This is a genomic window from Arthrobacter sp. K410C (genome assembly GCF_059090105.1).
The window spans coordinates 92,460-118,851 of sequence record NZ_JBNHFJ010000002.1 but is presented as its reverse complement, the minus strand read 5'-3'; the positions used below and the strand labels follow the sequence as shown (position 1 = coordinate 118,851).

19 protein-coding genes and 1 tRNA gene are annotated in these 26,392 nt (G+C 67.1%); 7 read left to right on the top strand and 13 right to left on the bottom strand.

What is annotated here, in order from left to right; all coding sequences use genetic code 11:
• Position 1: 1 nt before the first annotated feature.
• Positions 2-1,480 (bottom strand): bifunctional UDP-N-acetylglucosamine diphosphorylase/glucosamine-1-phosphate N-acetyltransferase GlmU, encoded by a 1,479-nt coding sequence (glmU, locus tag AC5RU7_RS05550; protein ID WP_494051452.1) that lies wholly within the window; start codon positions 1,478-1,480, stop codon positions 2-4.
• Positions 1,481-1,581: 101 nt separating this feature from the next.
• Positions 1,582-1,653: transfer RNA gene (locus tag AC5RU7_RS05545), tRNA-Gln, on the bottom strand.
• A gap of 134 nt (positions 1,654-1,787) precedes the next feature.
• Here AC5RU7_RS05545 and AC5RU7_RS05540 point away from each other — a divergent pair.
• Positions 1,788-2,414 carry a TetR/AcrR family transcriptional regulator gene (locus tag AC5RU7_RS05540; protein ID WP_494010589.1) on the top strand — a complete coding sequence of 209 codons (627 nt, stop codon included), beginning with the start codon at positions 1,788-1,790 and terminating at the stop codon, positions 2,412-2,414.
• Between the two features lie 238 nt (positions 2,415-2,652).
• Here AC5RU7_RS05540 and AC5RU7_RS05535 read toward each other — a convergent pair whose 3' ends face one another.
• From AC5RU7_RS05535 to AC5RU7_RS05515, 5 genes are all read right to left on the bottom strand, one after another.
• The gene (locus tag AC5RU7_RS05535; protein WP_494051451.1) at positions 2,653-4,482 is read right to left on the bottom strand and encodes an ABC-F family ATP-binding cassette domain-containing protein; all 1,830 of its coding nucleotides are present in this window, start codon (positions 4,480-4,482) and stop codon (positions 2,653-2,655) included.
• Positions 4,483-4,525: 43 nt separating this feature from the next.
• On the bottom strand, positions 4,526-5,491 hold the full coding sequence (locus AC5RU7_RS05530; RefSeq protein WP_494051450.1) for a 4-(cytidine 5'-diphospho)-2-C-methyl-D-erythritol kinase: 966 nt from the start codon (positions 5,489-5,491) through the stop codon (positions 4,526-4,528).
• Positions 5,488-6,360, bottom strand: a complete 873-nt coding sequence (gene rsmA, locus AC5RU7_RS05525) for a 16S rRNA (adenine(1518)-N(6)/adenine(1519)-N(6))-dimethyltransferase RsmA (RefSeq protein ID WP_494010592.1) — start codon at positions 6,358-6,360, stop codon at positions 5,488-5,490. Before rsmA ends, AC5RU7_RS05530 begins: the two co-directional genes overlap by 4 nt.
• Before the next feature lie 151 nt (positions 6,361-6,511).
• Complete coding sequence (locus AC5RU7_RS05520) at positions 6,512-7,681, bottom strand: resuscitation-promoting factor (RefSeq protein ID WP_494051449.1); 1,170 nt, start codon at positions 7,679-7,681, stop codon at positions 6,512-6,514.
• A gap of 280 nt (positions 7,682-7,961) precedes the next feature.
• Positions 7,962-8,867 carry a TatD family hydrolase gene (locus AC5RU7_RS05515; RefSeq protein WP_494051448.1) on the bottom strand — a complete coding sequence of 302 codons (906 nt, stop codon included), beginning with the start codon at positions 8,865-8,867 and terminating at the stop codon, positions 7,962-7,964.
• A gap of 163 nt (positions 8,868-9,030) precedes the next feature.
• On the opposite strand from AC5RU7_RS05515, the gene AC5RU7_RS05510 reads away from it, so the two are divergent.
• From AC5RU7_RS05510 to AC5RU7_RS05500, 3 genes are read left to right on the top strand one after another with little or no spacing between them, the layout of a single operon-like run.
• The gene (locus AC5RU7_RS05510; protein WP_494051447.1) at positions 9,031-10,152 is read left to right on the top strand and encodes an AAA family ATPase; all 1,122 of its coding nucleotides are present in this window, start codon (positions 9,031-9,033) and stop codon (positions 10,150-10,152) included.
• Between the two features lie 8 nt (positions 10,153-10,160).
• Entirely contained in the window at positions 10,161-11,615 is a 1,455-nt protein-coding gene (locus AC5RU7_RS05505; protein WP_494051446.1) for a DUF58 domain-containing protein, read from the top strand.
• Positions 11,612-14,083: a transglutaminase TgpA family protein gene (locus AC5RU7_RS05500; protein WP_494051445.1), complete on the top strand. Its 2,472-nt coding sequence runs from the start codon at positions 11,612-11,614 to the stop codon at positions 14,081-14,083. Before AC5RU7_RS05505 ends, AC5RU7_RS05500 begins: the two co-directional genes overlap by 4 nt.
• 57 nt (positions 14,084-14,140) lie before the next feature.
• Here AC5RU7_RS05500 and AC5RU7_RS05495 read toward each other — a convergent pair whose 3' ends face one another.
• Both AC5RU7_RS05495 and rsmI read right to left on the bottom strand, forming a co-directional pair.
• Positions 14,141-15,640: an NAD-dependent succinate-semialdehyde dehydrogenase gene (locus AC5RU7_RS05495; protein WP_494051444.1), complete on the bottom strand. Its 1,500-nt coding sequence runs from the start codon at positions 15,638-15,640 to the stop codon at positions 14,141-14,143.
• 185 nt (positions 15,641-15,825) lie between these two features.
• Positions 15,826-16,701 (bottom strand): 16S rRNA (cytidine(1402)-2'-O)-methyltransferase, encoded by an 876-nt coding sequence (gene rsmI, locus AC5RU7_RS05490; RefSeq protein ID WP_494051443.1) that lies wholly within the window; start codon positions 16,699-16,701, stop codon positions 15,826-15,828.
• Positions 16,702-16,747: 46 nt separating this feature from the next.
• Between rsmI and AC5RU7_RS05485 the strand changes: the two genes are divergently transcribed.
• Positions 16,748-18,490, top strand: a complete 1,743-nt coding sequence (locus tag AC5RU7_RS05485) for a dolichyl-phosphate-mannose--protein mannosyltransferase (RefSeq protein WP_494051442.1) — start codon at positions 16,748-16,750, stop codon at positions 18,488-18,490.
• 66 nt (positions 18,491-18,556) lie between these two features.
• Positions 18,557-20,386 carry an AMP-dependent synthetase/ligase gene (locus AC5RU7_RS05480; RefSeq protein WP_494051441.1) on the top strand — a complete coding sequence of 610 codons (1,830 nt, stop codon included), beginning with the start codon at positions 18,557-18,559 and terminating at the stop codon, positions 20,384-20,386.
• Here the strand turns inward: AC5RU7_RS05480 and AC5RU7_RS05475 are convergent.
• On the bottom strand, positions 20,377-21,540 hold the full coding sequence (locus AC5RU7_RS05475; RefSeq protein ID WP_494051440.1) for a TIGR01906 family membrane protein: 1,164 nt from the start codon (positions 21,538-21,540) through the stop codon (positions 20,377-20,379). The two genes, AC5RU7_RS05480 and AC5RU7_RS05475, sit on opposite strands and share 10 nt — an antisense overlap.
• 127 nt (positions 21,541-21,667) lie before the next feature.
• The gene (locus AC5RU7_RS05470; protein WP_494051439.1) at positions 21,668-22,660 is read right to left on the bottom strand and encodes a stage II sporulation protein M; all 993 of its coding nucleotides are present in this window, start codon (positions 22,658-22,660) and stop codon (positions 21,668-21,670) included.
• Positions 22,661-22,729: 69 nt separating this feature from the next.
• On the opposite strand from AC5RU7_RS05470, the gene AC5RU7_RS05465 reads away from it, so the two are divergent.
• Positions 22,730-23,530, top strand: a complete 801-nt coding sequence (locus AC5RU7_RS05465) for an RDD family protein (protein ID WP_494010701.1) — start codon at positions 22,730-22,732, stop codon at positions 23,528-23,530.
• Between the two features lie 2 nt (positions 23,531-23,532).
• On the opposite strand, the gene AC5RU7_RS05460 is transcribed toward AC5RU7_RS05465, so the two are convergent.
• Together AC5RU7_RS05460 and ahcY are read right to left on the bottom strand one after the other, a co-directional pair.
• A complete protein-coding gene (locus AC5RU7_RS05460; RefSeq protein WP_494051438.1) occupies positions 23,533-24,771 on the bottom strand; it encodes a L,D-transpeptidase in 1,239 nt (412 codons plus the stop codon).
• 63 nt (positions 24,772-24,834) lie between these two features.
• On the bottom strand, positions 24,835-26,313 hold the full coding sequence (gene ahcY, locus AC5RU7_RS05455; protein ID WP_494010605.1) for an adenosylhomocysteinase: 1,479 nt from the start codon (positions 26,311-26,313) through the stop codon (positions 24,835-24,837).
• Positions 26,314-26,392: the final 79 nt, after the last annotated feature.

Here is a 26,392-nt window from a genome sequence, read left to right as displayed (position 1 = left end):
GTTACTTGCCCTCTTCTGTAGATGCCGGGGTACTTGAGGAGTCTTTGGTGGCCGCCTGGGCCAGTTCGGCCGAACGGGTTCCGGGCCTGTGTGCCGGAACCCAGCCTTCGGTGTTGCGCTGGGCAGCGATGCTCAAGGCAAGGGCACCTGCGGGTACGTCTTTGCGAATCACCGCACCGGCGCCGCTGTAGGCACCGTCCCCCACGGTGACCGGGGCAACAAAGACTGTATTGGAACCTGTCCGCACACCGGAGCCGATGACCGTCCGGTGCTTCTTTTCGCCGTCGTAATTGGCGGTGATGTTCCCGCAGCCGATGTTGGTGTCCTCGCCGATTTCGGCGTCGCCGGCGTAGCCGAGGTGGGACAGCTTGGAGCCGCGGCCAATGGTTACGTTCTTGGTTTCGTAGAACGCGCCGATCTTGCCGCTTTCGCCCAGGACCGTGCCCGGGCGGAGGTACGTGAAGGGCCCGACGGCGGCGCCCGCACCGATCACGGCGCCGGAACCATGGGTGCGGACCACCTTGGCGCCTTCGCCGACGGTAACGTCCGTCAGCGTGGTGTCCGGGCCGACGACGGCGTCCCGGGCCACGGTGGTGGCTCCATGCAGCTGGATGTTCGGCAGGAGCCGGACGTCCTCGTCGAGCGTGACGGATGCGTCGATCCAGGTGGTGGAGGGGTCAACGACGGTGACGCCGGCACGCATCCAGGCTTCCACGGTGCGCCGGTTCAGTTCCGCACCGAGCGCCGCGAGCTGGACGCGGTCATTGGCGCCTTCCACCTGCCAGCGGTCCGCGGTGACGACGGCGGCCACGCGGCCCCCTGCCTCCCGCGCCAGTGCGAGGACGTCGGTGAGGTACTTCTCCCCCTGCGCGTTCTCGGTGGTGACCTTGCCCAGGGCTTTCCGCAGCACCGCGGCGTCAAAGGCGTAGATGCCCGAGTTGACCTCGCGGATGAGCTGCTCAGCCTCGCTGGAGTCCTTGTGCTCCCTGATCCCGATGACCGTGCCGTCCTCACCGCGCAGGATCCGCCCGTAGCCGGTGGCGTCGTCCAACACCGCGGTCAGGACGGTCACGGCGTTGGCTTCACTCTCATGGGTGGCAACGAGTTCGGCCAGGAGCCCGCCGGACAGCAGCGGGACGTCGCCGTAAGTCACCACCACGGTGCCAGTGAGCTGCTGCTCCGCGTCAAGGGCCTGGAGTGCCACTTCGACGGCGCGGCCCGTGCCGGGGATGTCGTCCTGGTCGACGATCAGGGCCGAAGGATCCAGCTGGGCGACGTGCTCCGCCACCAGGTCACGTTCGTGGCGAACCACGATGGCGAGCTGCTGCGGGTTGATGCTGCGGGCCGCCAGCAGCGCATGCCCCACCATGGACCGGCCACCGATTTCGTGGAGGATTTTGGGGGTACGTGACTTCATCCGCGTACCGGCGCCTGCTGCCAGAACGATGACGGCGGCCGGGCCGGTTTTCTCGGGGATCACGTACGGGCTCTCCTTGCCTGGGTTACGCTGGCGTTTGCGGTGTCCGGGCGGCCTGTCGGCACGGAACCGGGTGTCATGCTACTGAACTCCTCGCACAGCAGTTCCGCCCATAGGATTCGAACCTATACTCCACGGCTCCAAAGGCCGGGGTGCTGCCGTTACACCAGAGCGGACCATGCCCCAGGCGCAAGGCCCGGGCACAAGTCCCTATTTTGCCACGGGTTCGGGGCGCCGCGCGACACGGGCCCGCCGTGCCCGCCCCGGAGCCCCGGAAAGCCGGGCCAGGGCCGTAGGGCATGATGGAAATGTGAGCAACAACCCCCCGCGGACGCGAATGACCGCACTCCAGCGCCGGAGCCAGCTGATCGGCGTCGGACGCGGCCTCTTTGCCGCCCGCGGCCTGGACGGGACCACCATCGAGGAGATCGCCGCCTGCGCAGGCGTGTCCAAGCCGGTCATCTATGAACACTTCGGTTCGAAAGAGGGGCTCTACACCGAAGTGGTGGACTGCGAGTTTCACATCCTCCTGGATGCCATCAGCGCCGCCCTGGCCGAGGAGGCAAAGCCGCGGGTCCTCGTGGAACGCGCCGCGCTGGCGCTGCTGACCTATATCGAAGACCGCACGGAGGGCTTCCGGATCCTGATGCGCGACGCCCCGCCCTCCCAGCCGGAAGGCGCCTTCTCCACCCTGCTCTCGCACGTTACCGCCCGGGTGGAGCACATCCTCTCCGACGAGTTTTCCCGCCGCGGCTTCAGCGGCGAAGACGGCGCCATGTACGCCCAGATGCTCGTGGGCATGGTGGCGATGACCGGCCAGTGGTGGCAGGACAGCCGCCAGCCCGACAAGCACACCGTCGCGGCACACCTGGTCAACCTGGCCTGGAACGGGCTCACCGGACTCAAGAAGGATCCGGAGCTGCAGTCTGAGGTGTGAGTTGTCACCTTCGTGAGCGGGGCACCTGTCCTCTGCGTGCTGCTCCTTCGTCGCTTTGACGCACGCTGCCGGACAGCCGCCCCGCTCCCGTGTGCCCGCGTCGCCAACGCCGGAGGCGGTCCTTCGGAAAGGAGCGCATCGCGGCGCATCGGGTGCCGGAGGTCGCTCAGCGACCGCAGGTGCCCCTATGCGTCGTGTCTAAGCGACGGCGAAGGGCCGCCTCCGGCACCAAAGTGACCTAGTCGCCGAGGAGTTCGGAGGACTCCAGCCACTCGAGTTCGAGGGCGTCCTTTTCGTCCGTGAGGTCCTTGAGCTGTTTGTTCAATTCGGCGAGGGCGTCGAAGTCGGACTTCTCCGTGCTCTTGACCATGTCGTCGTGGAGCTTCTTCTCCTGCTGGTCCAGCTTCTTGAGCTGCCGCTCGATCCGGTTGAGGGCCTTGCGGGCCTCGCGCTTTTCGGCCTCGGAGGGGCCGGACTGGGCGGCGGCCGGGACGGCACCGCCGGCGCTCGTGACCGGGTTGCCGCCGCCGGTCACTGTGGAACCGGCCAGGGCGGCCTCACGGAGCTCGAGGTACTGGTCCACGCCGCCGGGCAGGCCACGGAGCTTGCCGTCGCCGAGCAGGGCCATCTGGTGGTCGGTGACGCGTTCCAGGAGGTAGCGGTCGTGGCTGACCACCACCAGGGTGCCGGGCCAGCCGTCCAGCACGTCCTCAACGGCGGCGAGGGTGTCGGTGTCCAGGTCGTTGGTGGGCTCGTCGAGCATCAGGACGTTGGGCTCCCCCACCAGGAGCCGCAGGAGCTGCAGGCGCCGGCGTTCGCCACCGGACAGGTCCTTCACCGGGGTCCACTGCTTCTGGTTGGTGAAGCCCAGCTGCTCCACGAGCTGGCCGGCCGTGAATTCCCGGCCGCCCACGTTGAAGGACCGCTTTTCCCGCTCGATAACCTCGATGACGCGGAGATCGGAGACGTCGTCGAGTTCCTTGACTTCCTGCGTGAGCACGGCCGTGACCACGGTTTTGCCCCGCTTCAGCTTGCCGGCGTCGGGCGTGATCTCGCCGTTGAGCAGCTTGAGGAGGGTGGTCTTGCCGGCGCCGTTGACGCCCACCAGTCCCAGGCGCTCACCCGGTGCCAGGCGCAGGGTGATGTTGTCGAAAAGCTTCCGGCCGTCGTCGCCGCCGCGGAAGTTGAGGGAGACGTGCTCAAGGTCCAGCACATCCTTGCCCAGCCGCGCCGTGGCCATCTTGTTCAGCGCCGTGGAGTCCCGCGGCTCCGGGACGTCCTCGATCAGGGTGTTTGCCGCTTCGATCCGGAATTTCGGCTTGGACGTCCGGGCCGGCGCACCGCGCCGGAGCCAGGCCAGCTCCTTCTTGACCAGCTGCTGGCGCTTGCTCTCCACGACGGCGGCCATCCGGTCCCGCTCCGCGCGGGCAAGGACGTAGGCCGCGTAGCCGCCCTCAAAGGGGTCCACGATACCGTCATGCACTTCCCACGTCTTGGTGCACACTTCATCGAGGAACCAGCGGTCGTGGGTCACCACCAGGAAGGCGCCCTGGTTAGCCCGCCAGCGGCTCTTCAGGTGCCGGGCAAGCCAAGCCACGCCCTCGACGTCGAGGTGGTTGGTGGGCTCGTCCAGCATGATGACGTCGTGGTCCTCGATGAGCAGCTTGGCGAGGGCCACGCGCCGTTTCTGGCCGCCGGAAAGGGCATGGACGTTGGCGTGCCAGTCGACGTCGGACACAAGACCGCCCATGATCTCGCGGATCCGGGGGTTGCGTGCCCACTCGTAGTCGGCCTGGTCCCCCACGATTGCCGCGCCCACTGTCAGGTCGCCGTCGAGCACGTCGCTTTGGTCCAGGTAGCCGATGTTGACGTCGCCGCGCTTGGTGACCCGGCCGGAATCCGGCGTGGAACGCAGGGCGAGCAGCCTCATCAGGGTGGACTTGCCATCGCCATTGCGGCCCACCATGCCGATCCTGTCGCCCTCCTCAAGTCCCAGGGTGACGCCGTCAAGGACGGTGCGGGTTGCGTAGGAAACCGTCAGGTTTTCGCCGCCAAGAAGGTGTGCCAAAGGGAACTGCTTTCTGCTGCTCGGGTGGGATTGATAAAGGGTGTCAGATCAGGGTGTCGGAGACGATGCGCGCCCCCGGAACCGGACCGTGCACGGCCAGGGCGGACAAGCCGTAGCGCTGCAGGGCCTCTGCCAGGGCCTCCGCGGCCACGGAATCGTCCGCGAGCAGGGCCACCGTGGGACCGGAGCCGGACACGATGCCGGCAATGGCGCCGTGGGATTCGCCGATGCCCAGCGTATCGCGCAGCGACGGGGCAAGTTCAATGGACGCCCGCTGGAGGTCGTTGACCAGGACCCGGCTCAGCGCTTCAGCGTCGCCACCGCGCAAGGCCGTGAGGATCTGCGGGTCGACGCCGGTGGGCTCGGCCGCTTGCACCCCTTCAGCTTCACGCAGCCGGTCCAGGGTCCGGTACACCTCCGGGGTGGACAGGCCGTAGTCGGCTGTCACCAGGACCCAATGGGTTTGTGCCTTCGCCAGGGCCGGGGACAGTTTATCGCCCAGGCCCAGGCCGACGGCGGTGCCGCCCAGGAGGGAGAACGGGACATCGGCGCCGAGCTCGGCGGCCAAGTGGGCCAGTTCTTCCCGGGAGAGGCCACTGTTCCAGAGTGCGTCGCAGGCAAGGAGCGTAGCCGCCGCGTCGGCGGACCCGCCGCCCATGCCGCCGGCCACCGGAACCCGCTTGGTGATCTCCAAGTGCACGCCGGTGGCATGTTCGGAAACGTCCGCCATGATCGCGGCGGCTTTGTACGCCAGGTTGTTGCCGTCCAGGGGAATGTCAACGGCGTCCAGGTCCAAGGTGCTCTCCGGGCTGATGCTGACCGTGATGCCGGGCGTCTCCTTGCTGGTGGCGGCCACTTCCTCATACAGGGAGACCGCGAGGTAAACGCTGGCTACGGAGTGGTACCCGTCGGGGCGGAGGGGCCCGACGTCGAGGGACACGTTGACTTTGCCGGGTGCCTTCACCCTGACGGTCCTGGCGGTGAACCGGCCCGGGCGCGCGGCGGTCACGCCCCGGTGTCCTTGGCCTCGGCGATCCGGGCGAACGCGGCGATGTCAATGACTTCACCGCGGGCCGTGGGGTCCACTCCGGCTGCCACCAGGCAACGTTCAGCTTCCGGCGCTCCCCCGGCCCAACCGGCAAGCGCGGCACGCAGGGTTTTGCGGCGCTGCGCAAAGGCGGCGTCCACGACCGCGAACACCTGTTCCCGGGTTGCCGTGGTGGCCGGCGGCTCGCGGCGGGTGAAGGCGACCAGGCCGGAGTGGATCTTTGGCGCGGGCCAGAAGACGTTCATGCCGATGACGCCGGCCTTGCGCATATGGCTGTACCAGGCGGCCTTCACCGATGGAACACCGTAGGTCTTAGAGCCGGGGCCGGCCGCGAGGCGGTCCGCCACTTCGTCCTGCACCATGACCAGCCCGTGTCGCAGGCTGGGAAATTGCTCCAGCAGGTGGAGAACCACGGGCACCGCCACGTTGTAGGGCAGGTTGGCCACGAGTGCCGTGGGCTGGACCGGAAGCCCGGTGACCTTCATGGCGTCGGCGTGCACCAGGTGGAAGGCAGCTGCGGCGGAGGGACGCCATTCCTTCACGGTTTCGGGCAGCTTCGCCGCGAGAACGGGATCAATTTCGACGGCGACCACGGCGGCAGCGGCGTCCAGCAGCCCAAGCGTCAGGGACCCGAGGCCGGGGCCCACCTCCAGTACGGTCTCGTCCGGTTGCACGTCCGCGGCGGCCACGATCCGGCGAATGGTGTTGCCGTCGATGACGAAGTTCTGGCCCAGGGTCTTGGTGGGCCGGACCCCTATTTCCTCCGCCAGCCGGCGTATATCGGAGGCACCAAACAGCGGTGCGGGCGCGGCGGGGATGGGTTCAGTCACCTAGGTATCCTATCCCGCGCGGGGAATCCGTCCGGGACAGCTCTGCACGCCAACCTGCCCTGAAAGAACCGCGCCGGCCGGTTAACGGCTGCGGCCGGGCCCGGAAAGTCCGGACCCGGCCGCGGGCGCCAAGGGGTGGCGCAGGTGAAAGTCAGCTGCTGGCTGCCCAGCCGCAGCCCCAGGGCTGCAGGCCACGCTGTGCGTAGACGCGGTTGGCAATGTCGATCTGCTGGGCTTTGGTGGCGAGGCTGGCGTTGGGGGCATAGGCACCGCCGCCGGCTCCAATCCAGGTCTGGATATCGAACTGCAGGCCGCCGTAATAGCCGTTGCCCGAGTTGATGCTCCAGTTTCCACCGGACTCACACTGGGCAATCTTGTCCCACATGGCCTCGTTCATCATGGTCGGTGCGGAAGCACCGGCGTTGCTGCCCGTCGAAGTTGCCGGGGCTGCCTGGGCGACGGGCTTGGGCTTGGTGCCCACGGTGATCTTTTCCGCCACCGGCTGCACCGTGACCGTCTCGGACACCAGGGTGCGGGAGGCTTCGCGGCCATCCACCAGGACCAGTTTGTAGGTCTTCTCCAACTTGCCGGCGGAACCTGCCTGGGTGACTTCCTTTTCACCCTTCAGCAGTTCGGCGCTTTCGGTGGTCACCGTGTCAAAATCGATGTCCTCGGTGGCCACGGCGGTCTGGCCGTTATCGACGCGGGAAACCTTGATCACCATGTTGTTCACCACGTGCGCGTTGGCGGGCTGGGAGGTGCGGTCATTGGCGCCAAGGGCCAGGCCGGCATCTTCCAGGACGTTGCCCACAGTGGCAGCCGTGGTGGTGGTGGTGTCCACCTTGCCGTCGGCGACGATGCTGACGGTTTTGGGCGTGGAAATGGACACGAAGGAACCTTCAACGGCGAGTTGCGCGTCCTTGGGAGCGGATACCGACGAGGCACTGGCAACTCCGAGTTCCGTCACCAGGTCTTCCACGTCCTGGGCGGTGGTGTTGACAGTCCTCTCCGCCCCGTCCAGGCTCACGGTGACTTCCTTGGCCTGGTTCACGTTAATGACGGTGCCGTTCCGGACGGAGGCGTCAATCGCGGGGGAAACGCGGTCCGTCGGCTTGAGCTCAAGGTTGGCGCTCTTGACCACCTGGCCGACCGTTCCGCCGAAGGTCTGCACGGACGTGACTTTGCCGTCCACGTTCACCGTGACGGTTTTGTTATTGCCGACGAAGGCTACGAGCCCCACCACCAGCGCGCAGAGCACCAGCATCTGGGCACCAACCTTGAAAAAGCTGATCTTGCCGTCCGTTGTGAAGAACTTGACCACGTTTGCCCGTAACTTTAGGTTCTTCCGGGCACGGGGATTGCGCAATAAAATGCCCGGCACCACTGTGGTAACAGCAGTCCGGGCACCGTTGCGCCGCCACACTCTGCGCAACGGCCTGGGCGGGACCAGGCCCCGTCAGAACATGTTGCAGGTTGAGTGAATTACCCGATGGCCTTCCCCGACCCCGGCTAACAGTTGTCCACTGTAACCGTAGCGTTATAAAGCGGCCAAGAATTCTACATACCAGGTATTCAGACCGGGCTCCAAGGTCGCGATGGCATTAAGCCCAGGATCCGTATGCCCGCAGGGTATTCTCGCTGATTCGGCCGCACAATACGCCAAGGTCGGATCCTGTCAATTCGGCCATGGCACGTACGGTGTAGGGCACCATATAACTGGCGTTCGGACGCCCCCGGTGCGGATGGGGGGTGAGGAACGGCGCATCAGTTTCCACCAGGACCAGGGCGGGATCCGCTACCGTGAGGGCAGCGCGCAGGTTCGCCGCATTCTTGAAAGTCAGCGTGCCGGCAAAGGACATCCACCAGCCCTCCCGGTTGCAGATCTCCGCCAACTCTTCGTCTCCCGAAAAGCAATGGAACACCACCCTTTCCGGTGCGCCTTCCTCATGCAGGACCTGCACCACCTCGTTATGCGCATCCCGGTCGTGGATCTGCAAAGTCAGGTCCAGGCGCTTTGCGATATCGATGTGGCGCCGGAACGAGTACTTCTGGTGGGCCAGGCCCTCGCCCCGGGTCCGGTAGAAGTCGAGCCCGGTTTCGCCGATGGCACGGATCCGGGGATGGGCAGCCAACTCCTCGATCTCGTCAAGCGCCTCCTCCAGTTGACCCCTGGCCGCATAACGGGGTGCGTCATTGGGGTGCAGGGCAACGGCTCCGAGTAGCCGTTCGTCCTGCTCCACCGCCTGGACGGTGAAACGGGAGGATTCCAGGTCGCATCCCACCTGGACGGCTCCCTGGACTCCCACCGCGGCGGCGGCGTCAAGGGCCGCCCGGATTCCAACCGGCGCTTTCCCGTCCGGGAAATCGAGATGGGTGTGGTTGTCCATCACCGGCACCGGCAGCGGTTCCGGTGCAGGCGGGAAATCCCGCGTCCGGCCGCCCTCGTCATCCGGGGCTTCCCCGGCGGCGGTGGTGCGGTAGGCATCGGGAATCAGCGAAGTGCACATCCATCCAGCCTAACCGCGGCCGGGTGCCCCATATTTGTCGGAACTCTCTGTCTGCCGGTGCAGTTGTGTTAGTAGTCTGGTACGAACAGATGCGAACGCCCACCGAGGGGCGAAGGCAGGCTTGCTGTCACGTCCAGGTGAAACCCGGGCTGAAAGGTTGCCGATGGAACCCCACCGACGTATTGCCACCGAGGGAAGCGCTGCCGCGGGTGGTTTTGCGGGCGTCGCAGAGCCCGTCAGCCGGCTGAACGGCCACCGGCAGGCGGCCGCGATGGACGGTGAGTCTTTCCACGCCGCCAGCCAGCGCATCCTGACCACAGTCAATACCGTGATCGACGGGAAATCTGATGCCGCCAAGCTCGCGCTGACCGTCCTGCTGGCGCAGGGCCACCTGCTGCTTGAGGACGTGCCCGGCGTCGGAAAGACGCTCCTGGCGAAGACGCTGGCGCGGACCATCGACTGCACCGTCAACCGCATCCAGTTCACCCCCGACCTGCTGCCCTCCGATGTCACAGGGGTGTCCATTTACAACCAGGCCTCCCGGCTGTTCGAGTTCCGGCCGGGCGCGGTCTTTGCCAACATCGTCATCGGCGACGAAATCAACCGCGCCTCCGCCAAAACCCAGTCGGCCCTGCTGGAGTGCATGGAAGAACACCAGGTGACGGTGGACGGGAACTCGTACCGCCTGGGCGAGCCGTTCATGGTGGTGGCAACCCAGAACCCCATTGAGATGGAGGGGACATATCCGCTGCCCGAGGCCCAGCGGGACCGCTTCATGGCGCGGATCTCCATGGGCTATCCGGACAAGGACGCCGAGATCGAGATGCTTGAAACGCACCAGGCGGCGTCACCGCTGGCCACGGTGACGGCAGTGGTCAGCACGGCCGAAGTGGCGGCCATGATTTCCACGGTCCAGCAGGTGTACGTGTCCCAGGCAGTCAAGGAGTACACGGTTTCGGTGGGCAGGGCCACGCGGGAAAGCCCCCTCCTCAGGCTGGGCGCGAGTCCGCGTTCCATGCTGCAGCTGCTGCGTGCTGCCAAGGCCACGGCCGCCCTTGACGGCCGCGATTTCGTCCTGCCGGATGATGTGGTCCACGTCGCGGAGGCAGTCCTGGCGCACCGGATCATCCTGGACCGGAAGGCAGCAGGCTCGGGCGAGACTCCCCACAGCGTGCTGCGGGGCATCCTGTCGCGGTTGCCGGTTCCGCATGCGCCATCGGATCCCAACCCAGCTCCTGCCGGCAGGAGCACCGCATCCGTGGCCGGCCTCGGCAGGAACCGCTAGGCGGAACCATGGCGCTGTTGGACAGGCTTCCGCGGCATCTCTTCACCCAGCGCGGCTGGGGGATGCTGGGTGCCGGCGCCGCCGCCATGGCCGCGGCCTACATCATGGGCCGGCGCGACCTGCTTACGCTCAGCGTCCTGTTGCTGGTCCTTCCCATGGTTTCGCTGGCAGGCATCCGCCTGGTCAAGCCCCGCTTCCGCGTCTACCGCGAGTTCAACCCCTCCCCCGTGGAAACGTCGGCCCCCACCACCGTGCGGCTGGCCGTTTCCCGGACCGGAAACGGGAGCGGCCGGGCCACCATGGAGGAGCGCCTGCCGTCCCGGTTCGGTGAATCCCCTGCTTTCCGGTTCCCTTCCCGCTCAGCCACAGGCGGAACCAGCCGCTACGAGTACACCCTGCGCTCTGCCCGGCGGGGCCAGTTCCGCATTGGGCCGGTCACTGCTGAGTTCACGGATCCGTTCGGGCTTTCCCTGCACCGCCAGGCCATTGACGACGGCGACATCCTGACCGTGACGCCTGCCGCCGTCGTTCTTCCCCTGACGGGGCTCGCCGGGGCACGCGGCAACGACGGGGTCACAGCGACCAGGATCCGGGCCAACCCGAGCGACGACGACGTCATGACCCGCGAATACCGCCACGGCGACCCCATGCGCCGGGTCCACTGGGCCGCCACCGCCCGGCACGGTGCCCTCATGGTCAGGCAGGAGGAATCCGTCACCACGCCCGAGGCAACCATCATCCTGGACCACCGCTTTCCGGCGTTTTCCGCCGGCTCCACGGCGGTGCCTGCCGGGCTCTCGGGACAGGACGGGCCCGCGATGGCCACCAGCGGCACCTTCGAGTGGGCCGTGGTGGCGGCGATGTCCATCAGCACGCATCTGTCCGAGCGCAACTACGGCCTGCGGCTGCTGGATGTCCGCGGGGAACCGGCGTTCCTCCATTCCCCGTCCGCGCCCAACCCGGAGTCGGAGGAATACAGCGGCACCTCCGGGCTCCAGTCCATCGGCGAAAGCCTTGCCGCGATCCAGCTCACCGGCCCACACCACCATCACCGTGACAGCCGGCTCCTGGACGCCGTGGCCCGCGATATCCCCCTTTCCGGCCCCCGCAACCGCACGGGCCAGGATTCCGGGCCTCCCCCCTTCGACGACCGGCTGATGGACAAGCTGTCAGCCCACCGCATGCGGGGGCCCCTGATTGCCGTGCTCGGGAGGATCTCACCCGAGGAGGCGCTGGCCCTCGCCCCTGCCGCCGGTTACGGCACGAATGCCTTTGCCATCCTGGTGGCGGACAGGCCCGCCGACTTCGGCCCTGTCCTCGAAGCGCTGCGCCAGGGAGGGTGGCGTGCGGTGGCCGTACCGCCGTCGGTTCCGGTGGCCTCGGCGTGGGGACAATTTGACCAGGACGTGGAGCTTCCGGCACCGGCCGCGGAAGTCCGGCGCGGGGCGGGGGTGGTCCGGTGACCATCGCCCCGGCCCGGCCGCCGGAGACCGGGCAGCACCAGTCGGCTGTGGGAATATCCCCGGCCCGGTCCCGTGTTGGTCCCTTTCCATGGGCGATGGCGGCTGCGGTATCCGTGGCGGTCTGCGGTGCTGCCCTCTCGCTGAACGGTGTACTGCGGGGCTGGGGCTGGTACTGGCCCGTGTTCACCACTGTGCTGGTGGTGAGCTTCACCCTGGCTTCGCTGCGGGCCGTCCGGGCCCAGCCGCTGCTGGTGACTGCCGGCGGGTTCCTGTCCCTTGCCGCCATCCTTACCCTCACGTTCTTCCGGGGGTCGAGCATCCTGGGGTTCATCCCCACCCCTGCCACTTTCACCGACCTGGGCCGGCTCATCCGGCGTGCCAGCGAAACCGTTCTTTCCGAAACTGCGCCGGTGGCGCCGAACGTCGGAATCGTCATGGTGATGTGTGCCCTCCTCGGCTTGGCCGTTATCCTCGTGGACGCACTTGCCGTACCCCTGGGCATGCCCGCCGCTACCGGAGTGGGACTGTTCGCCATCCTGGTGGTGCCGGCCGTGATCAAGCCGCAAAGCGTCGGCTTCTGGGGCTTCACCGGTGCCGTTGCCGGCTACCTGATGATCCTCGCTTGCAGCCAATGGTTCGCCCCTGACCCACGGACCCAGGCCGATTCCGTCCGGACCCCCGGACAGATCAGGCGGGCCGCCTTGACCGGCGCCGCTGCGCTGCTGGCCACCCAGCTGGTTGCCCTGGCCATCCCCGGATTCGACCAGGGAACATTTCCGCAGGGCTCCCGGCTCAATCCCTGGGGTACCTCCACGGGGCTGAACCCCATGATCACCCTGGGAAACAGCCTGCGGACCCCTGACGGCAGCGGCAGGATCACCTACGCCACCAATGCGGCCAGCCCGCTCTACCTGCGGTCCGTAACGGTGGACAACTTCGACGGCGAATCCTGGGGCCCGGACGACCGCAACGCCTCCCGGCTTCCGCTCGTGGGGCAGCTTGACCCCGGCTACGCCGCCCCGGCAAGCGACCAGGTGCAGCAGGTGACTGCCATTGATACCGGCTCCTTCAGCAGCCCCTACCTTCCGGCACCCTACGCTCCTGAATCGGTGCGCGGGCTGGACGGCCGGTGGACCTGGGATCCGGCCACCCTCAGCATCAAGGGCTCGGACACCACCTCCCGGCGGCAGGAGTACGTGGTCACGTCATCGGTGCCGAACCTTTCCGCCGGCCTCCTGGCACAGTCCTCGGCCCCGCTGCGGAACAACATTCCCGAGGAGTTCACCAGGATCCCCGGCAACGTCCCGGAGATCGTGAGGACCACTGCCGGGACCGTGGCAGGCGCCAGCAATACCCCGTACCAGAAGGCGATGGCCATCCAGCGGTACCTCCGCTCGGCCGAGTTCACCTACTCCCTGCAATCGCCTGTGCAGGGCGGATACGACGGGAACGGACTCTCCGTGCTGGCTGACTTCCTGGAGCAGAAGAGCGGCTACTGCATTCACTACGCATCGGCAATGGCCGTCATGGCACGGCTGGAAGGTATTCCCAGCCGGATTGCGGTGGGCTACGCTCCGGGAAGGCTGACCGGGGCCACTGTCACCGTGGCCGGGCAGGGCGCGCTTCCCGAGTTCGAGGTGGATGCGCGCGACGCCCATGCCTGGCCGGAACTGTACTTCCAGGGCGTGGGCTGGGTGCCTTTCGAGCCCACTCCCTCCCGCGGCGTGGTTCCTGGTTACGCGAGCGAGTCCTCGTCCCCGTCCGCCCCCGGTGCAGTCGAAAATAATGCTGACCTGGTTCCCGACGCTACTCCGGCGCCGGCCCCTGCGCCCAGCGCTGCCCCGATTCCGGCTCCCGGCACAGGTGGCGGCACGGAGTCCGGCCTGCAGCTCCTGCCGTTCCTGATCGTTGCCGGCGCAGTCCTGGGCGCGGTCCTGCTGGCCGCGTCACCGCACCTGGTCCGGGCGACTACCCGGGCCCGGCGCCTCCGGCCCAGGGACCCGGGTGAAGCCGTCCCGCTGGCCTGGAGCGAACTGCTGGACCTGGGCACCGACTTTGGGGTGTCCCCGGACCCCAGCGAGACCCCGCGGGCCTATGCCGGGCGGCTTCGCGCCCGCTTCGGGGAACCCGGCGGGATGGACGCAGCGGCGCACCAGGCCGCGGGCGTGATCACCGCGGATTTCGAGCGGCACAGGTACGGCCGGCCCCCGACTGGCCCTAAGGCGGGCGACGCCGGACGGGAGCGGCAGGATGCGGGCGGCACCGGCGCTGCGGCACGCATCGAAGCCCTGGAGCTCGCCTTGCGCGCCAACGCCACCCGGTGGCAACGATTCCGTGCCGCCTGGCTTCCGCCGTCGGTCATGGGGCGGCTAAGACGGATGCTTGCGGCACCCTTCAACGCGGCACGCCGGCTCCTCGCCGCAACGGCAAAGGCCGCCACCCGCACCCTGCCCGTGCGTTCACGGTAAGGGCGGGCGGCGGCCGGCGGCCCGGGCGCGACTGCCCGGGCCAAAGTACCCGGGTGCTTATCCCGCGTAGGGGTCGGCGATGCCGATGTACTGGGTGTAGAGGTACTCCTCGATGCCTTCCAGGCCGCCCTCGCGGCCCAGTCCGGACTGCTTGACACCGCCAAAGGGTGCTGCGGCATTGGAGATGACGCCGGCGTTCAAGCCCAGCATGCCGGTCTCAAGGCGTTCGCCCATCCGGATGCCGCGGTTCAGATCCTTGGTGAAGACGTAGGCTACCAGCCCGTATTCGGTGTTGTTGGCCAGCCGCACGGCGTCATCCTCGGAGGAGAAGGTGATGATCGGGGCGACGGGTCCGAAGATTTCCTCCGAAAGGATGCGGGTTCCCTCGGTAACGCCCGCCAGGATGGTGGGCTGGTAGAAGTAGCCCGGCCCGTCCACCGGAGCGCCGCCCAGGACCGCCTTGGCGCCGGAGGCGACGGCGTCCGAGACCAGTTCGTGGACCTTGTCCCGGCTCTTGGCATCGATCAGCGGGCCCACCTTGGACTCGGGTTCGGTGCCGCGGGCGGTGGTCATTTCCTTCATCTTCGCGGCGAACTTCTCCGCGAACTCGGCTGCCACGGACTCGTGCACGATGAACCGGTTGGCCGCGGTGCAGGCCTCGCCCATGTTGCGCAGCTTCGCCAGCATCGCCCCGGCGACGGCGGCGTCCAGGTCCGCGTCCTCGAAAACGACGAACGGTGCGTTGCCGCCCAGCTCCATGGAGGTCCGCAGGACGGTCTCCGAAGCATCGGACAGCAGGCGGCGGCCTACCTCGGTGGAACCGGTGAAGGAGAGCTTGCGCAGCCGGGCGTCCTTGATCAGCGGACCGGTGGTGGCCCCTGCCGTGGAGGTGGGGATGACATTCAGGACTCCGGCGGGCAGGCCCGCCTCCTGCATGACGGCGGCAAACAACTGCGAGGTCAGCGGCGTGAGGTTCGCGGACTTCAGCACCATGGTGCAGCCTGCGGCCACGGCGGGCGCGATCTTGCGGGTGGCCATGGCGAGCGGGAAGTTCCACGGCGTGATCAGCAGGCAGGGGCCCACCGGCTTCTTGGTGACCAGCAGGCGGGACTTGCCGTCCGGGGAGACGGAGTAGCGTCCGAAGGCGCGGACGGCTTCCTCGGAGAACCAGCGCAGGAATTCGGCGCCGTAGGTCACTTCACCCCTGGCTTCGGCCAGCGGCTTGCCCATTTCCATGGTCATCAGGAGCGCGAAGTCCTCGGCCCGCTCGGTCACCATTTCAAAAGCACGGCGCAGGATTTCGCCGCGTTCGCGCGGGGGCACCTTCGCCCAGGATTCCTGTGCGGCCACGGCAGCGTCCAGTGCTGCGGCACCATCCTCCGCGCCGGCGTCGGCGATGCTCAACAGGACTTTGCCGGTGGCGGGATCCTCGACGTCGAACGTCTTGCCGGAAGCGGCGACCCGCCACTCGCCATTGATCAGCAATCCGGTGGGGACAGAGGCCAGAAGCTGGCTTTCGCGGTCCGCGGTTACGGCCGGCTGTGCGGTGACAGTCACGATGACTCCCTCGTCAGTAGGGTTGTTGGCAGCCCTTCGCTGCGGCCGGAACGACCGGGCCCATCAGGCTGATTAAGTGCCAGACTACTGCCGGGGTTCGCCCGGGGTCTACGCCGCTGCGCACTGCCGAACCCGCCTTCTGCTGTGCAGCTGCACAGCAGTCCTTGAAGGCCTGCGGGCGGCTGTCAGCGGGCCGCCAGCACGGCGGAATAGAGCTCCCTCTTGCTTACCCTGACGTCCTCGGCGACAGCGGCCACAGCTTCCTTGAGCCGGATGCCCTGGGCCACCAGATCGTTCACCGCCGCAACGTGGTCCTCGGGGGTGCCTGCCGCCTGTTCGGGCGCACCTGCCACCACGACGGCGATCTCACCCCTGACCTCGGAGCTTTCCGCCCATTGCAGAAGCTCGCCGAGCGGTCCCCGGAGTACTTCCTCATAGGTCTTGGTCAGTTCGCGGCAGACGGCCACCCGCCGGTCCGGGCCGAAACGTTCCTTCAGCGCCCGGAGCATGGCCTCAAGCCGGTGCGGCGCCTCAAAAAACACCATGGTGCGGCGTTCCCCGGCAAGCTCGGCCAGCCGGGATGCCCGTTCGCCCGTTTTCCGGGGGAGGAAACCTTCGAAGCAGAAACGGTCCGTGGGCAGGCCCGAGAGGGCCAGCGCTGTCAGGACAGCGGAAGGGCCGGGAACCGCCGTTACGGTCATGCCGGCAGCCACGGCGCCCTCCACCAGCCGGAAACCGGGATCGGACACTGACGGCATGCCGGCGTCAGTGACCATCACCAGCGTGCTGCCGGCCCTGACCTGGTCCAGCAGCTCCGATGTCTTGGCCGCCTCGTTGTGCTCGTGGTAGCTGATGATCCGCCCCGCCACCGTGATGCCCAGGCTTTGCACCAGCCGGTGCAGGCGGCGGGTATCCTCCGCGGCAACGATGTCCGCTGTTGCCAGCAGTTCCACCAGCCTGGCGGAGGCGTCACCCGTATTCCCGATCGGAGTGGCGGCAAGGATGATGCGTCCTGCCGCTGCCGGGCCGGATTCTGGCGGGGTGCTGGGGGAAGGGTCCACGCCTCAAGCCTACTGCCGGGGGGACTGCCGGCCGCAAAAAGGTAGCATGGGGCTCGTGACGCAGACCTCCACGCGGCCGCCCGGAGCCGGACAACCAGCTCCCCCCACCCCCGGCCAGGACGCCAAGAAGGCGCCAGGCAGCGGCGGGGACTCCCGGACAGGCGGCAGGGCGGCCCGGCCATGGATCAGCCGCCCGGCCGAGGCCTTCACGCGTGAAGCGCTGCACGCACGGCTTCTCGGAGGAGTGCGCTCCTGGCGGGACTACCCGCCGTCGCTGCGGCTGTGGATGCTGCTGGTTCCGGTCCTGACAGCCGTGGCCGGCGGGATCCTCCGGTTCGTCCGGCTGGACGCTCCCCACAAGTTGGTCTTTGACGAAACGTACTACGTCAAGGACGCGTACTCGTTCCTGGTCAGCGGCTATGAGCGCAACTGGCCGGACAAAGCGAACGATTCCTTCAACGCCGGCGATCCATCGGTCCTGCTCCCCTCCCCCGAGTACGTGGTCCATCCGCCGGTGGGCAAGTGGATGATCGCCGCCGGGATGGCTCTGTTCGGCGTGGACAATTCCTTTGGCTGGCGCTTCGCTGCAGCCTTCACCGGAACCCTCTCCATCCTGCTCCTTGCCCTGATAGCCCTGAAACTGTTCCGGTCGTTGCCGCTGGCCGGCGCCGCCGGCCTGCTCCTGGCCGTGGACGGGCACCACCTGGTGATGTCCCGGACCTCCCTGCTGGACATCTTCCTGATGTTCTGGATCCTCGCGGCTTTCGGCGCCCTGCTGCTGGACCGGGACGACGGGCGGCGCCGGCTCGCAGCACGCCTGGCACAGGCGGCGGCCCGGAACGGCGGACAGCCGCCGGCGGAAATGCTGCTGTCCGGTCCCTGGCTCGGGATCCGCTGGTGGCGGGTGGCGGCAGGAATCTGCCTGGGACTCGCGGTCGGCACCAAATGGTCCGGGCTGTTCTTCCTGGCCGGTTTTGGCCTCCTCACAGTTATCTGGGACCTCAGTGCCCGGCGCGTGGCAGGAATCCGCGGCTGGATCAGCGGCGGCGCCATCAAAGACGGCATCCCGGCGTTCCTCAGCACCGTTCCCGTGGCATGCCTGGCGTACGCGGCAACCTGGACAGGCTGGTTCCGCTCGGAGGACGCCTACTTCCGCCGCTGGGCGGAGGGCAACCCGTCCGCTGAATGGGGCTGGCTGCCGGACTCCATCAGGTCCCTCGCCCACTACCACCGCGAGGCCTACACATTCCACCAAGGCCTCGGCTCCGACCACCCGTACGAGGCAACTGCCTGGAGCTGGCTGGTACTCGGCAGGCCGACGTCGTTCTTCTATGAATCCCCGGAGCAGGGCACGCCGGGATGTGCCGTGGCGAAATGTACATCGGCCATCCTGTCCGTGGGCAACCCGCTCATCTGGTGGGGCGCCGTCATATCCCTGGTGGTCCTGCTGTTCTGGTGGGCGGGGCGGCGGGACTGGCGGGCCGGGGCGGTCCTCGCCGGCGTCGGCGCCGGGTACCTTCCGTGGTTTCTCTACCCGGAGCGGACCATGTTCTACTTCTACGCGGTCTCCTTCGAGCCGTTCCTGGTCCTGGCCCTCGTGTACTGCCTGGGACTGGTCCTGGGGCGGGCGGCGGACCCTCCATGGCGGCGCCGCGCGGGCCTCTACCTCGTGGCCCTGTTCGTGGCGGCGGCCGTCCTGCTCTCGGCCTTCTTCTACCCCGTCTGGGCAGCCGAGGTCATCCCCTACGACGCCTGGCGGGTACGGATGTGGATGCCGTCCTGGATCTAGGGCAGGATTGCAATCAGACCCGATCGAAGCCGCTGCCGCGGCCTGGCAGCGGAACGGAGACCTGCTGTGAGAGAAGCAAGCACGGAACTGCTGGTGGGGCTCGACGCCGGCAGCAACGTCACGGACCTGCTGCTGGAGCAGCACGCCGCCAACCCCGCCCACGCCCTCTACCGGCGCAAGGGCCCCAACGGCTGGGTGGATGTTCCGGCGGCAAAGTTCCTGCAGGATGTCAGCGCACTGGCCAAAGGGCTGATTGCCGGCGGACTTGAGCCCGGCGACACCGTGGCCGTCATGTCCGCCACGTCCTATGAATGGACGCTGGTGGACTTCGCCATCTGGTTCGCGGGCGGCGTGACCGTCCCCATTTATGAAACGTCATCCGCCCGCCAGGTTGAGTGGATCATCCGGGATGCCGGCGTCCGGCGCGTTTTCGCCCAGGACCTGGCGGTGGCGGACCTGGTCACCGGCGTTGTTGCCGGCTCACCCCCGCTCCGGGACCGGCTGGTGAACGTGGTGCGGATGGACAACGACGGCCCGGCCCCCAACCTCGCCAGCCTCGCCGCTGCAGGGGCCGGGGTAAGTGACGCCGAGCTCGAGCGGCACCGCAGCCGCGCCGGCCTGGACGACGTTGCGTCCCTCGTCTACACGTCGGGTACCACGGGCAATCCCAAGGGCTGCGAGATCACCCATGGGAACTTTGCCTTGGTGGCCAAGAATATCGTCGCGTTCCTTCCGGAACTGCTGATCCAGGACCAGGCGCGCACGCTCATGTTCCTGCCTCTGGCCCATGTTTTGGCGCGGGCCGTCCAGGTGGTGTGCCTGACCGCGGGCGCAACGCTGGGGCATACCCCGGGCGCCGCCCGGCTCCTGGAGGATCTGGGGACCTTCAAGCCCACCTTCCTGCTGGTGGTTCCGCGGATCTTTGAAAAGGTCCGGGCGACGGCGGCCCATAAGGCAGTGGTGGCGGGCAAGGGCAAGCTGTTCCAGGCCGCCTCGGCCGCTGCCATCGCCTACTCCCGCGAGCTGGACCGGCAGAGCCGCGGCGAGGGTACCGGCCCCGGACTGGTGTCCAGGGTCTGGCACGGAATGTTCGACCGGCTCCTGTATCCCCGGCTCAGGCAGGCCTTCGGCGGCCAGGTGGGATACACCGTGTCCGGGGCGAGCCCGCTGGCACATGAGGACGCGCACTTTTTCCGCGGCGCGGGCATCCCGGTGCTGGAGGGCTACGGCCTGACCGAGACCACCGCGCCGTGCACGGCCAACACCCCCTCCCGTACACGGGTGGGTTCGGTGGGTATCCCCATTCCCGGCACCACTATCCGAGTGGCCGAAGACGGGGAGATCCTGGTCAAGGGAATCGGGGTTTTCAAGGGCTACCACGGGAACGAGGCCGCCAACGCCGAAGCCTTCGTGGACGGCTTCTTCCGCACCGGGGACCTTGGGGTGCTGGACGCCGACGGATTCCTCACGGTGACCGGGCGGAAAAAGGACCTGCTGGTCACAGCGGGCGGCAAGAATGTGGCTCCGGGGCCCCTGGAGGAAGTGATCCGGTCCCATCCACTGGTGGGCCATGCGGTGGTTGTCGGAGACGGCAAGCCCTTCATTTCGGCGCTGGTGACACTGGACCCTGAAGGACTCGAGAACTGGCGCTCCGAACGGGGGCTTCCGCCCCTCGCGGTCCGGGACGCAACGTGCGATCCCGGCGTGCTGGAGGCAGTGCAGCATGCAGTGGATCAGGCCAACCAGCTGGTGTCCAAGGCCGAATCCATCCGTTCCTTTTCACTGCTGGACGCGGAGTTCACCGTTGAATCAGGCCATTTGACACCGTCACTGAAACTTAAGCGGTCCGCCGTCGTGCAGGACTTCCAGGCGGAAATCGACAGGCTCTACGCCTGATCGGCCGCCGCGTCCCTGGCTGGCAGGCCGCGGCGGCGGCGCGTCGGCCAGGTGAGGATGAGCGTCACCAGCGCCGTCAGCAGAACCAGCCCGGCGATGACGATGCCGGCGTCGATCCAGAACTGGCCGGGGAACAGCCGGATCAGGGTGTCGTCCAGGCTGAAGGTCCAGGAGCCATCCGCAAAGAAGATCCGGTGGAACTCGGTGAAGAACTGCTGCCAGCCCAGGAAGGCCAGGGTTCCGAGGCCCAGGATGAGGACCAGGGTAGCGATGGAACCCGCGAACAGGCCGCGGCGGACTCCCCCGGTGCTGCGCTTTCGGAGGTAGAGGACAGCGACCAGGCCAAGGACGAGCAGGAGAACCCCTGCGCCGAAAGTGGACAGGATGACCAGCTTGACGTCCGCCATGTGGCTGACTTCGCCATCCTTGAACAGCTTGTCCCCGTTGCGGTGCACCAGGTCACCAAGATACCGGGGGCCTGACCAGTTACTCAGGTAGTCGACGGCATAGGAGCCGTAGGTCATCCGGTCATCCGTGCTGAAGCCGTACCCGTCGCCGGGGAAACCCGGACGGTTGTATTCCACCCACAGGAACAGCGGGCTGGTCACCGCCCGGACGGCGAGGACCAGGAGCACCACCGGGAAGATGATGGCCAGCACGACCTGCATGACACGTGGTGCAACCGGTTTTGCATTGGCAGCACTCTCCCGCTCCGCGTTGCGCCGCTCCACCTCTTCCTGCGGTGGACGCACCTGCAGGGCCGAGGTTTCGAGGGTTTCCCGGAAGACGGGTGTGCTTTCACGGCCGGATGCGTCAGCGTCGTCGGAAGGTGCAGTCGCAGAAGGTTCCCTCCCGTGGGAAGGAGCAGTCCCGTCGGAAGGCAGGGCTGCTGCCTCCGCCGCTTTTCGGCCGGCCCTGCTGTCCGGCTGGGAATTTCCGGCCTCCGGCCCGCCGGAATTCCCCGGCACAGCTGATGAACCGGCAGCAGCGGACGGGTTCCCGGCGGTGCCGCTCCCGTCTGCGGACCGGGCGGTGTCGGTGACGGCCGGGGTCAGCCAGGAAAAGGCGGGTTCGTCGGAGTCGCCGGACGTATCCAGGAACGGTTCCGGCTGCGGCGCGGTGCTCTTGGCGCGGGCCGGTGTTTCGTCTTTCACAGCAGCGTCACTTCCGTAGGGTTGACACGCTGCGCCAGGGTCTGCTGGCGCACGTTTTATCTGTTGACGAGCCTACAGTCCGGGGGTAACACGGAGCGAGGAACCACCCCGGCCGGATTACAACGATTCAGGCAGCGATTTCCGCATACCCGGCATCTTCGCGGCGGAGGTCGCCGCGTTCCCCGGCCAGGTAGGCGCGCCGTCCCCACACCAGGACGTACACCCAGTAGGCCGCCAGTACGCCGGCGCCGATGCCGATCTTGGCCCACACCGGGAGCGGGCTGGGCGTGACATACGCTTCCACGAGGCCGGACGCAAAGAGCACCAGGACCAGGCCCAGCGCCACCGTGATCAGCGACCTGCCTTCCTCGGCCACCGCCCGTCCCCTGGTCCGCGGACCAGGCGAGACCATGGCCCAGAAGATCCGCAGGCCGGCAGCGCAGGCAATGAAGACGGCGGTGAGTTCCATCAGGCCGTGCGGCAGGATGTAGCTGAAGAAGACGTCGGACTTTCCGGCCGCGGCGAAGACTCCTGCCGCGACCCCCACGCCCTGCGCGTTGCTGAATAGAATCATGGGTACCCAGATGCCAGTGATGCCCAGCGCCACCGCCTGGGCGCTGATCCAGGCGTTGTTTGTCCACACGGCGCCGGCGAAGGAAGCTGCCGGGTTCTCGGAGTAGTAGTCGATGAAGTCCTCCTCCACGTACTGCCTGGCGGCGGCCTCTGAAGCCACCGCCCGCAGGGCTTCGGGGGACGTTCCAATCCACAGCGCGAAGGCGGCACCAATGGCAACGAACGCCAGTCCGCAGGCAAGGGTGAGCCAGGTGAGCCGGTAAAAGGCGGCCGGGAGCGCCACCACGAAGAACCGTGCCAGGTCGGCCATCGGATTGGACCGCGCGCCGGTGAACCTGGTCCTGGCCAACGCAAGCGTGGCGGAAAGCGAGGCGGACAGACCGCTCTCGGGGGCAACCGAACGGATCAGGGACAGGTGCGAGGACGCGGACTGGTAGAGGGCAAGCAGCTCGTCGGCTTCGCGTCCGCTGAGCCTGCCCTTGGCGGCGAGTTCGTTCAGCCGTGCCCACTTGTCCGCATTCACCGCGGAGAAGGCGTCCATATCCACGGGACCAGCCTAACGGCACGGCACTAGACTTTGACCGTCCGCACCATCAGCCGCGAGGGGGTACCTGCTGTGGGTTCGATCGTCACCGGCGAGGCAGTTGTCCTGGAACTGCGCCCCGCGTCGTTTGCGGCGCGTGCGCTTGGGCTGGTCCTCGACGTCCTCTTCCACGCCGTGCTGCTGGTGGTGATCCTGATTGGCCTGGCTGCGGCCGGCGAAGACCTCGATGAGGCAGCCATGCGTGCGCTGGTCCTGTCCAGCGTTGTCTTCTGCCTGGTAGTCCTCCCGGTAGCGGTGGAAACGCTGAGCCGGGGCCTGTCGCTGGGCAAGCTGGCAGCAGGGTTGCGGGTGGTCCGGGACGATGGCGGTGCCATCCGTTTCCGGCATGCCCTGATCCGGGGACTGACCGGGTTCCTGGAAATCTACCTGACCCTGGGCGGACTCGCGCTGGCGGTGGCTCTCTTCAACGACAAATCGCGCCGGCTCGGTGACTTGCTGGCGGGAACCTATGCCATCCGCAGCCGGGTGCCGGTGGAAGAAGCAGTTCCCGTCTTCGTCCCCCCGCGGCTGCACGCGTGGGCTGCCCACGCGGACATTGGAAGAATTCCGGACGCAACCGCCCGCCGGGCCTCCCAGTTCATCCGCCAGGCACAGCGGATGGCACCGCTGTCACGGGCCGGAATGGCGGCAGCAATTGCCACGGAGCTCGCTGCCCATGTGGCCCCTCCCCCGCCTGCGGGGACCAGCGCGGACGATTTCCTTGCTGCCGTCGTTGCCGAACGCCGTACCCGGGAACTCGCCAGGTTGACGCAGCAGCGGAGGCGCAACACGGAAGTGGGCGAGCGGCTGCAGCGGCTGCCGTTCAGCGGCTGAGGTCAGTTGTCGTACTCGTTCCAGGGGATGTTCCAGTCCCCAAAGCCGTCGTCGTGCGCCGCGTAGTCGCCCTCGGTGTTTACGATATGCACCACGTCCCCGGTGCCCATGTTGTCAAAGACCCAGGCGGCGCCGTCGGGAGCAAACCCGATGCAGCCGTGTGAAACGTTTGCGTTGCCGATGAAGGGGTAGGCCGACTCGAGGGCCTGGTGGATGTACGCGCCGCTGAGCGTGAGGCGGATGGTGTACTCCACATCCACGTCCCCGTAGTAGGCAGGATCGTCCGGTTTCAAGCCGATACTTGAGGCGCGGAAATGGTCGTAGCGCTTCTTCTCCATCAGCACCCCGTAGCCCCGTGCCGACGGGAAGCGCTTGTCACCCATGCTTACCGGCAGCGTCTTGACCGGCTGGTCGTTGATGCTGAGGGTGAAGGTGTGGGCTGCGGCGTCCGCGACGGCCACCTTCTTGTCGCCGATGGCGATGTTTACCTTCTTGTTGAAGTTTGCGATCTGCCCATTGCCAAGGTCCACACCGAACAGCTGCATGTCCATCGAGATCGTGGAGTTGGCAACCCAGAACCCCTCCGCACGGTACCGGACCATCTTGTCGCTGTGCCAGTGGAAAGCACCCACCTGGCCGGCGCTGCTGGTGATCCTGATCGCCTTTTCCACGGCGTCACGGTTGAGGACGGGTTCGCTGAAAATGATCTGCAGCGGCTGCCCCACGCCCACCTTCATGCCGTCCAGCGGATAGATGGCGGCGTCGGCCTCATGTGAACTGGACACGGTGCTGAAGGACTGCGTGGTGCTTGTTTCCCGTCCGGCGCCATCCTTCACGACGTACGTGTAGCTGTAGTCGGTGTTGAACTTAAGCGGGCCGGAAGCCGTCCAGCCGGTGCCGGCGGCGTCGATGCTTCCTTCCACCGTTTCACCAGAGGTACTGGTGAGCGTCACACGCTCGATGGTGCCGTTGCTGACCTTGAGCGACACTGGGGCCGCGGGATTGACCTGCTTGGCACCGTTAGCGGGTGCTGCGTCCGACTTCACCGGGGCGATGACGGGCGCGGCGAGGCCCGGGGAGGTCCGGACGGCGGAGCCGGCTTCGGATTCCAGCGCCGCGCCGGCGAGTCCGGGTGCGACGGCAGCGAAAACACCGCCGGCAGCTGCCAGGAGGCAGACGACGGCGACGATGAGAATCTTTTTTGCTGTCCGCGCGCGGCGCGGCTGGGCTTCGGGCTCCATGTTCCGATCCTAGGGCTTGGAAGTAACAACCCGGGTGCTCGGGGCACCCGGGTGCTTCACTTCTTAGTAACGATAGTGCTCGGGCTTGTACGGACCGGCGACGTCGATGTCCAGGTATTCGGCCTGGTCCTTGGTCAGTTCGGTCAGCTCCACGCCGAGGGCATCGAGGTGCAGGCGGGCAACCTTCTCGTCAAGGACCTTGGGCAGGACGTACACCTGGTTCTCATACTCCCGCTGGCCGGCGTCCTGGTCCTTCTTGGTCCACAGTTCAACCTGGGCGATGACCTGGTTGGCGAACGAGTTGCTCATCACGAAGGACGGGTGCCCCGTGGCGTTGCCCAGGTTAAGCAGGCGGCCTTCGGACAGCACGATGATGGAACGCTCCGCGTCGGTTCCGGACTCGAACACCCATTCGTGGACCTGGGGCTTGATCTCCACCTTCTTGATGCCGGGGATCCTTGCGAGCCCGGCCATGTCGATCTCATTGTCGAAGTGCCCGATGTTGCCGACGATGGCTTTGTTCTTCATCCCGGCCATGTGCTCGGCCATGATGACATCCTTGTTGCCCGTGGTGGTGACGAAGATGTCGCCCTGGGCGAGGACGGATTCCAGCCTGGCCACCTGGTAGCCGTCCATCGCCGCCTGCAGGGCGCAGATGGGATCGATTTCGGTGACGATCACGCGAGAGCCCTGGCCGCGCAGCGCCTCAGCGGCTCCCTTTCCGACGTCGCCGTAGCCGCAGACGACGGCGACCTTGCCGCCCATGAGCACATCCGTGGCCCGGTTGATGCCGTCGGGCAGGGAGTGCCGGATTCCGTACTTGTTGTCGAACTTGCTCTTGGTGACGGAGTCATTGACGTTGATGGCGGGGAACAGCAGCTTGCCCTGCTCAGCGAGCTGGTACAGGCGGTGGACACCGGTGGTGGTTTCCTCGCTGACGCCCTTGATGGTGGAGGCGGTGCGGGTCCACTTCTGTGGGTCTGCTGCGATGGAACGGCGGATGACCTCGAGGAAGATGCCGTATTCCTCCGAGTCCGTGGGACCCGCGGACGGGACGTTGCCCACCGCTTCGAATTCCACACCCTTGTGCACCAGCATGGTGGCGTCGCCGCCGTCGTCAAGGATCATGTTGGGTCCCAGTTCTGGGTTGGATTCCGCGCCTGGCCAAGTGAGGATCTGTTCCGCGGTCCACCAGTATTCCTCAAGCGTTTCGCCCTTCCAGGCGAAGACCGGCACGCCCTGAGGGTCCTCCGGGGTGCCGTTGCCCACGACGACGGCCGCCGCGGCTTCATCCTGGGTGGAGAAGATGTTGCATGAGGCCCAGCGGACCTCCGCACCCAGCGCGGTCAGTGTTTCGATCAGGACGGCGGTCTGCACCGTCATATGGAGCGAGCCGGCGATCCGGGCACCCTTCAGCGGCTGGCTGGCGCCGAATTCCTCGCGCAAGGACATGAGGCCGGGCATTTCGTGCTCGGCCAGGCGGATCTGGTGGCGCCCTGCTTCAGCCAGGGAGATGTCGGCAACTTTGTAGTCGAAAGTCATGGGTGGTCCTTTGCTGTATCCGGTGCTGCTGTGTCCGTGCTGGACGGCGCTGTGTGCTGGCGCTTGCGGCGCCGGTTAG

What these genes read in the sequence shown, in the direction of transcription:
- AC5RU7_RS05505 (WP_494051446.1), top strand. Translation starts at nt 10,161, where the DNA reads ATGGCGCTGTTGGACAGGCTTCCGCGGCATCTCTTCACCCAGCGCGGC.
- AC5RU7_RS05510 (WP_494051447.1), top strand. Translation starts at nt 9,031, where the DNA reads ATGGAACCCCACCGACGTATTGCCACCGAGGGAAGCGCTGCCGCGGGT.
- AC5RU7_RS05460 (WP_494051438.1), bottom strand. Translation starts at nt 24,771, where the DNA reads ATGGAGCCCGAAGCCCAGCCGCGCCGCGCGCGGACAGCAAAAAAGATT.
- AC5RU7_RS05515 (WP_494051448.1), bottom strand. Translation starts at nt 8,867, where the DNA reads ATGTGCACTTCGCTGATTCCCGATGCCTACCGCACCACCGCCGCCGGG.
- AC5RU7_RS05485 (WP_494051442.1), top strand. Translation starts at nt 16,748, where the DNA reads ATGGGGCTCGTGACGCAGACCTCCACGCGGCCGCCCGGAGCCGGACAA.
- ahcY (WP_494010605.1), bottom strand. Translation starts at nt 26,313, where the DNA reads ATGACTTTCGACTACAAAGTTGCCGACATCTCCCTGGCTGAAGCAGGG.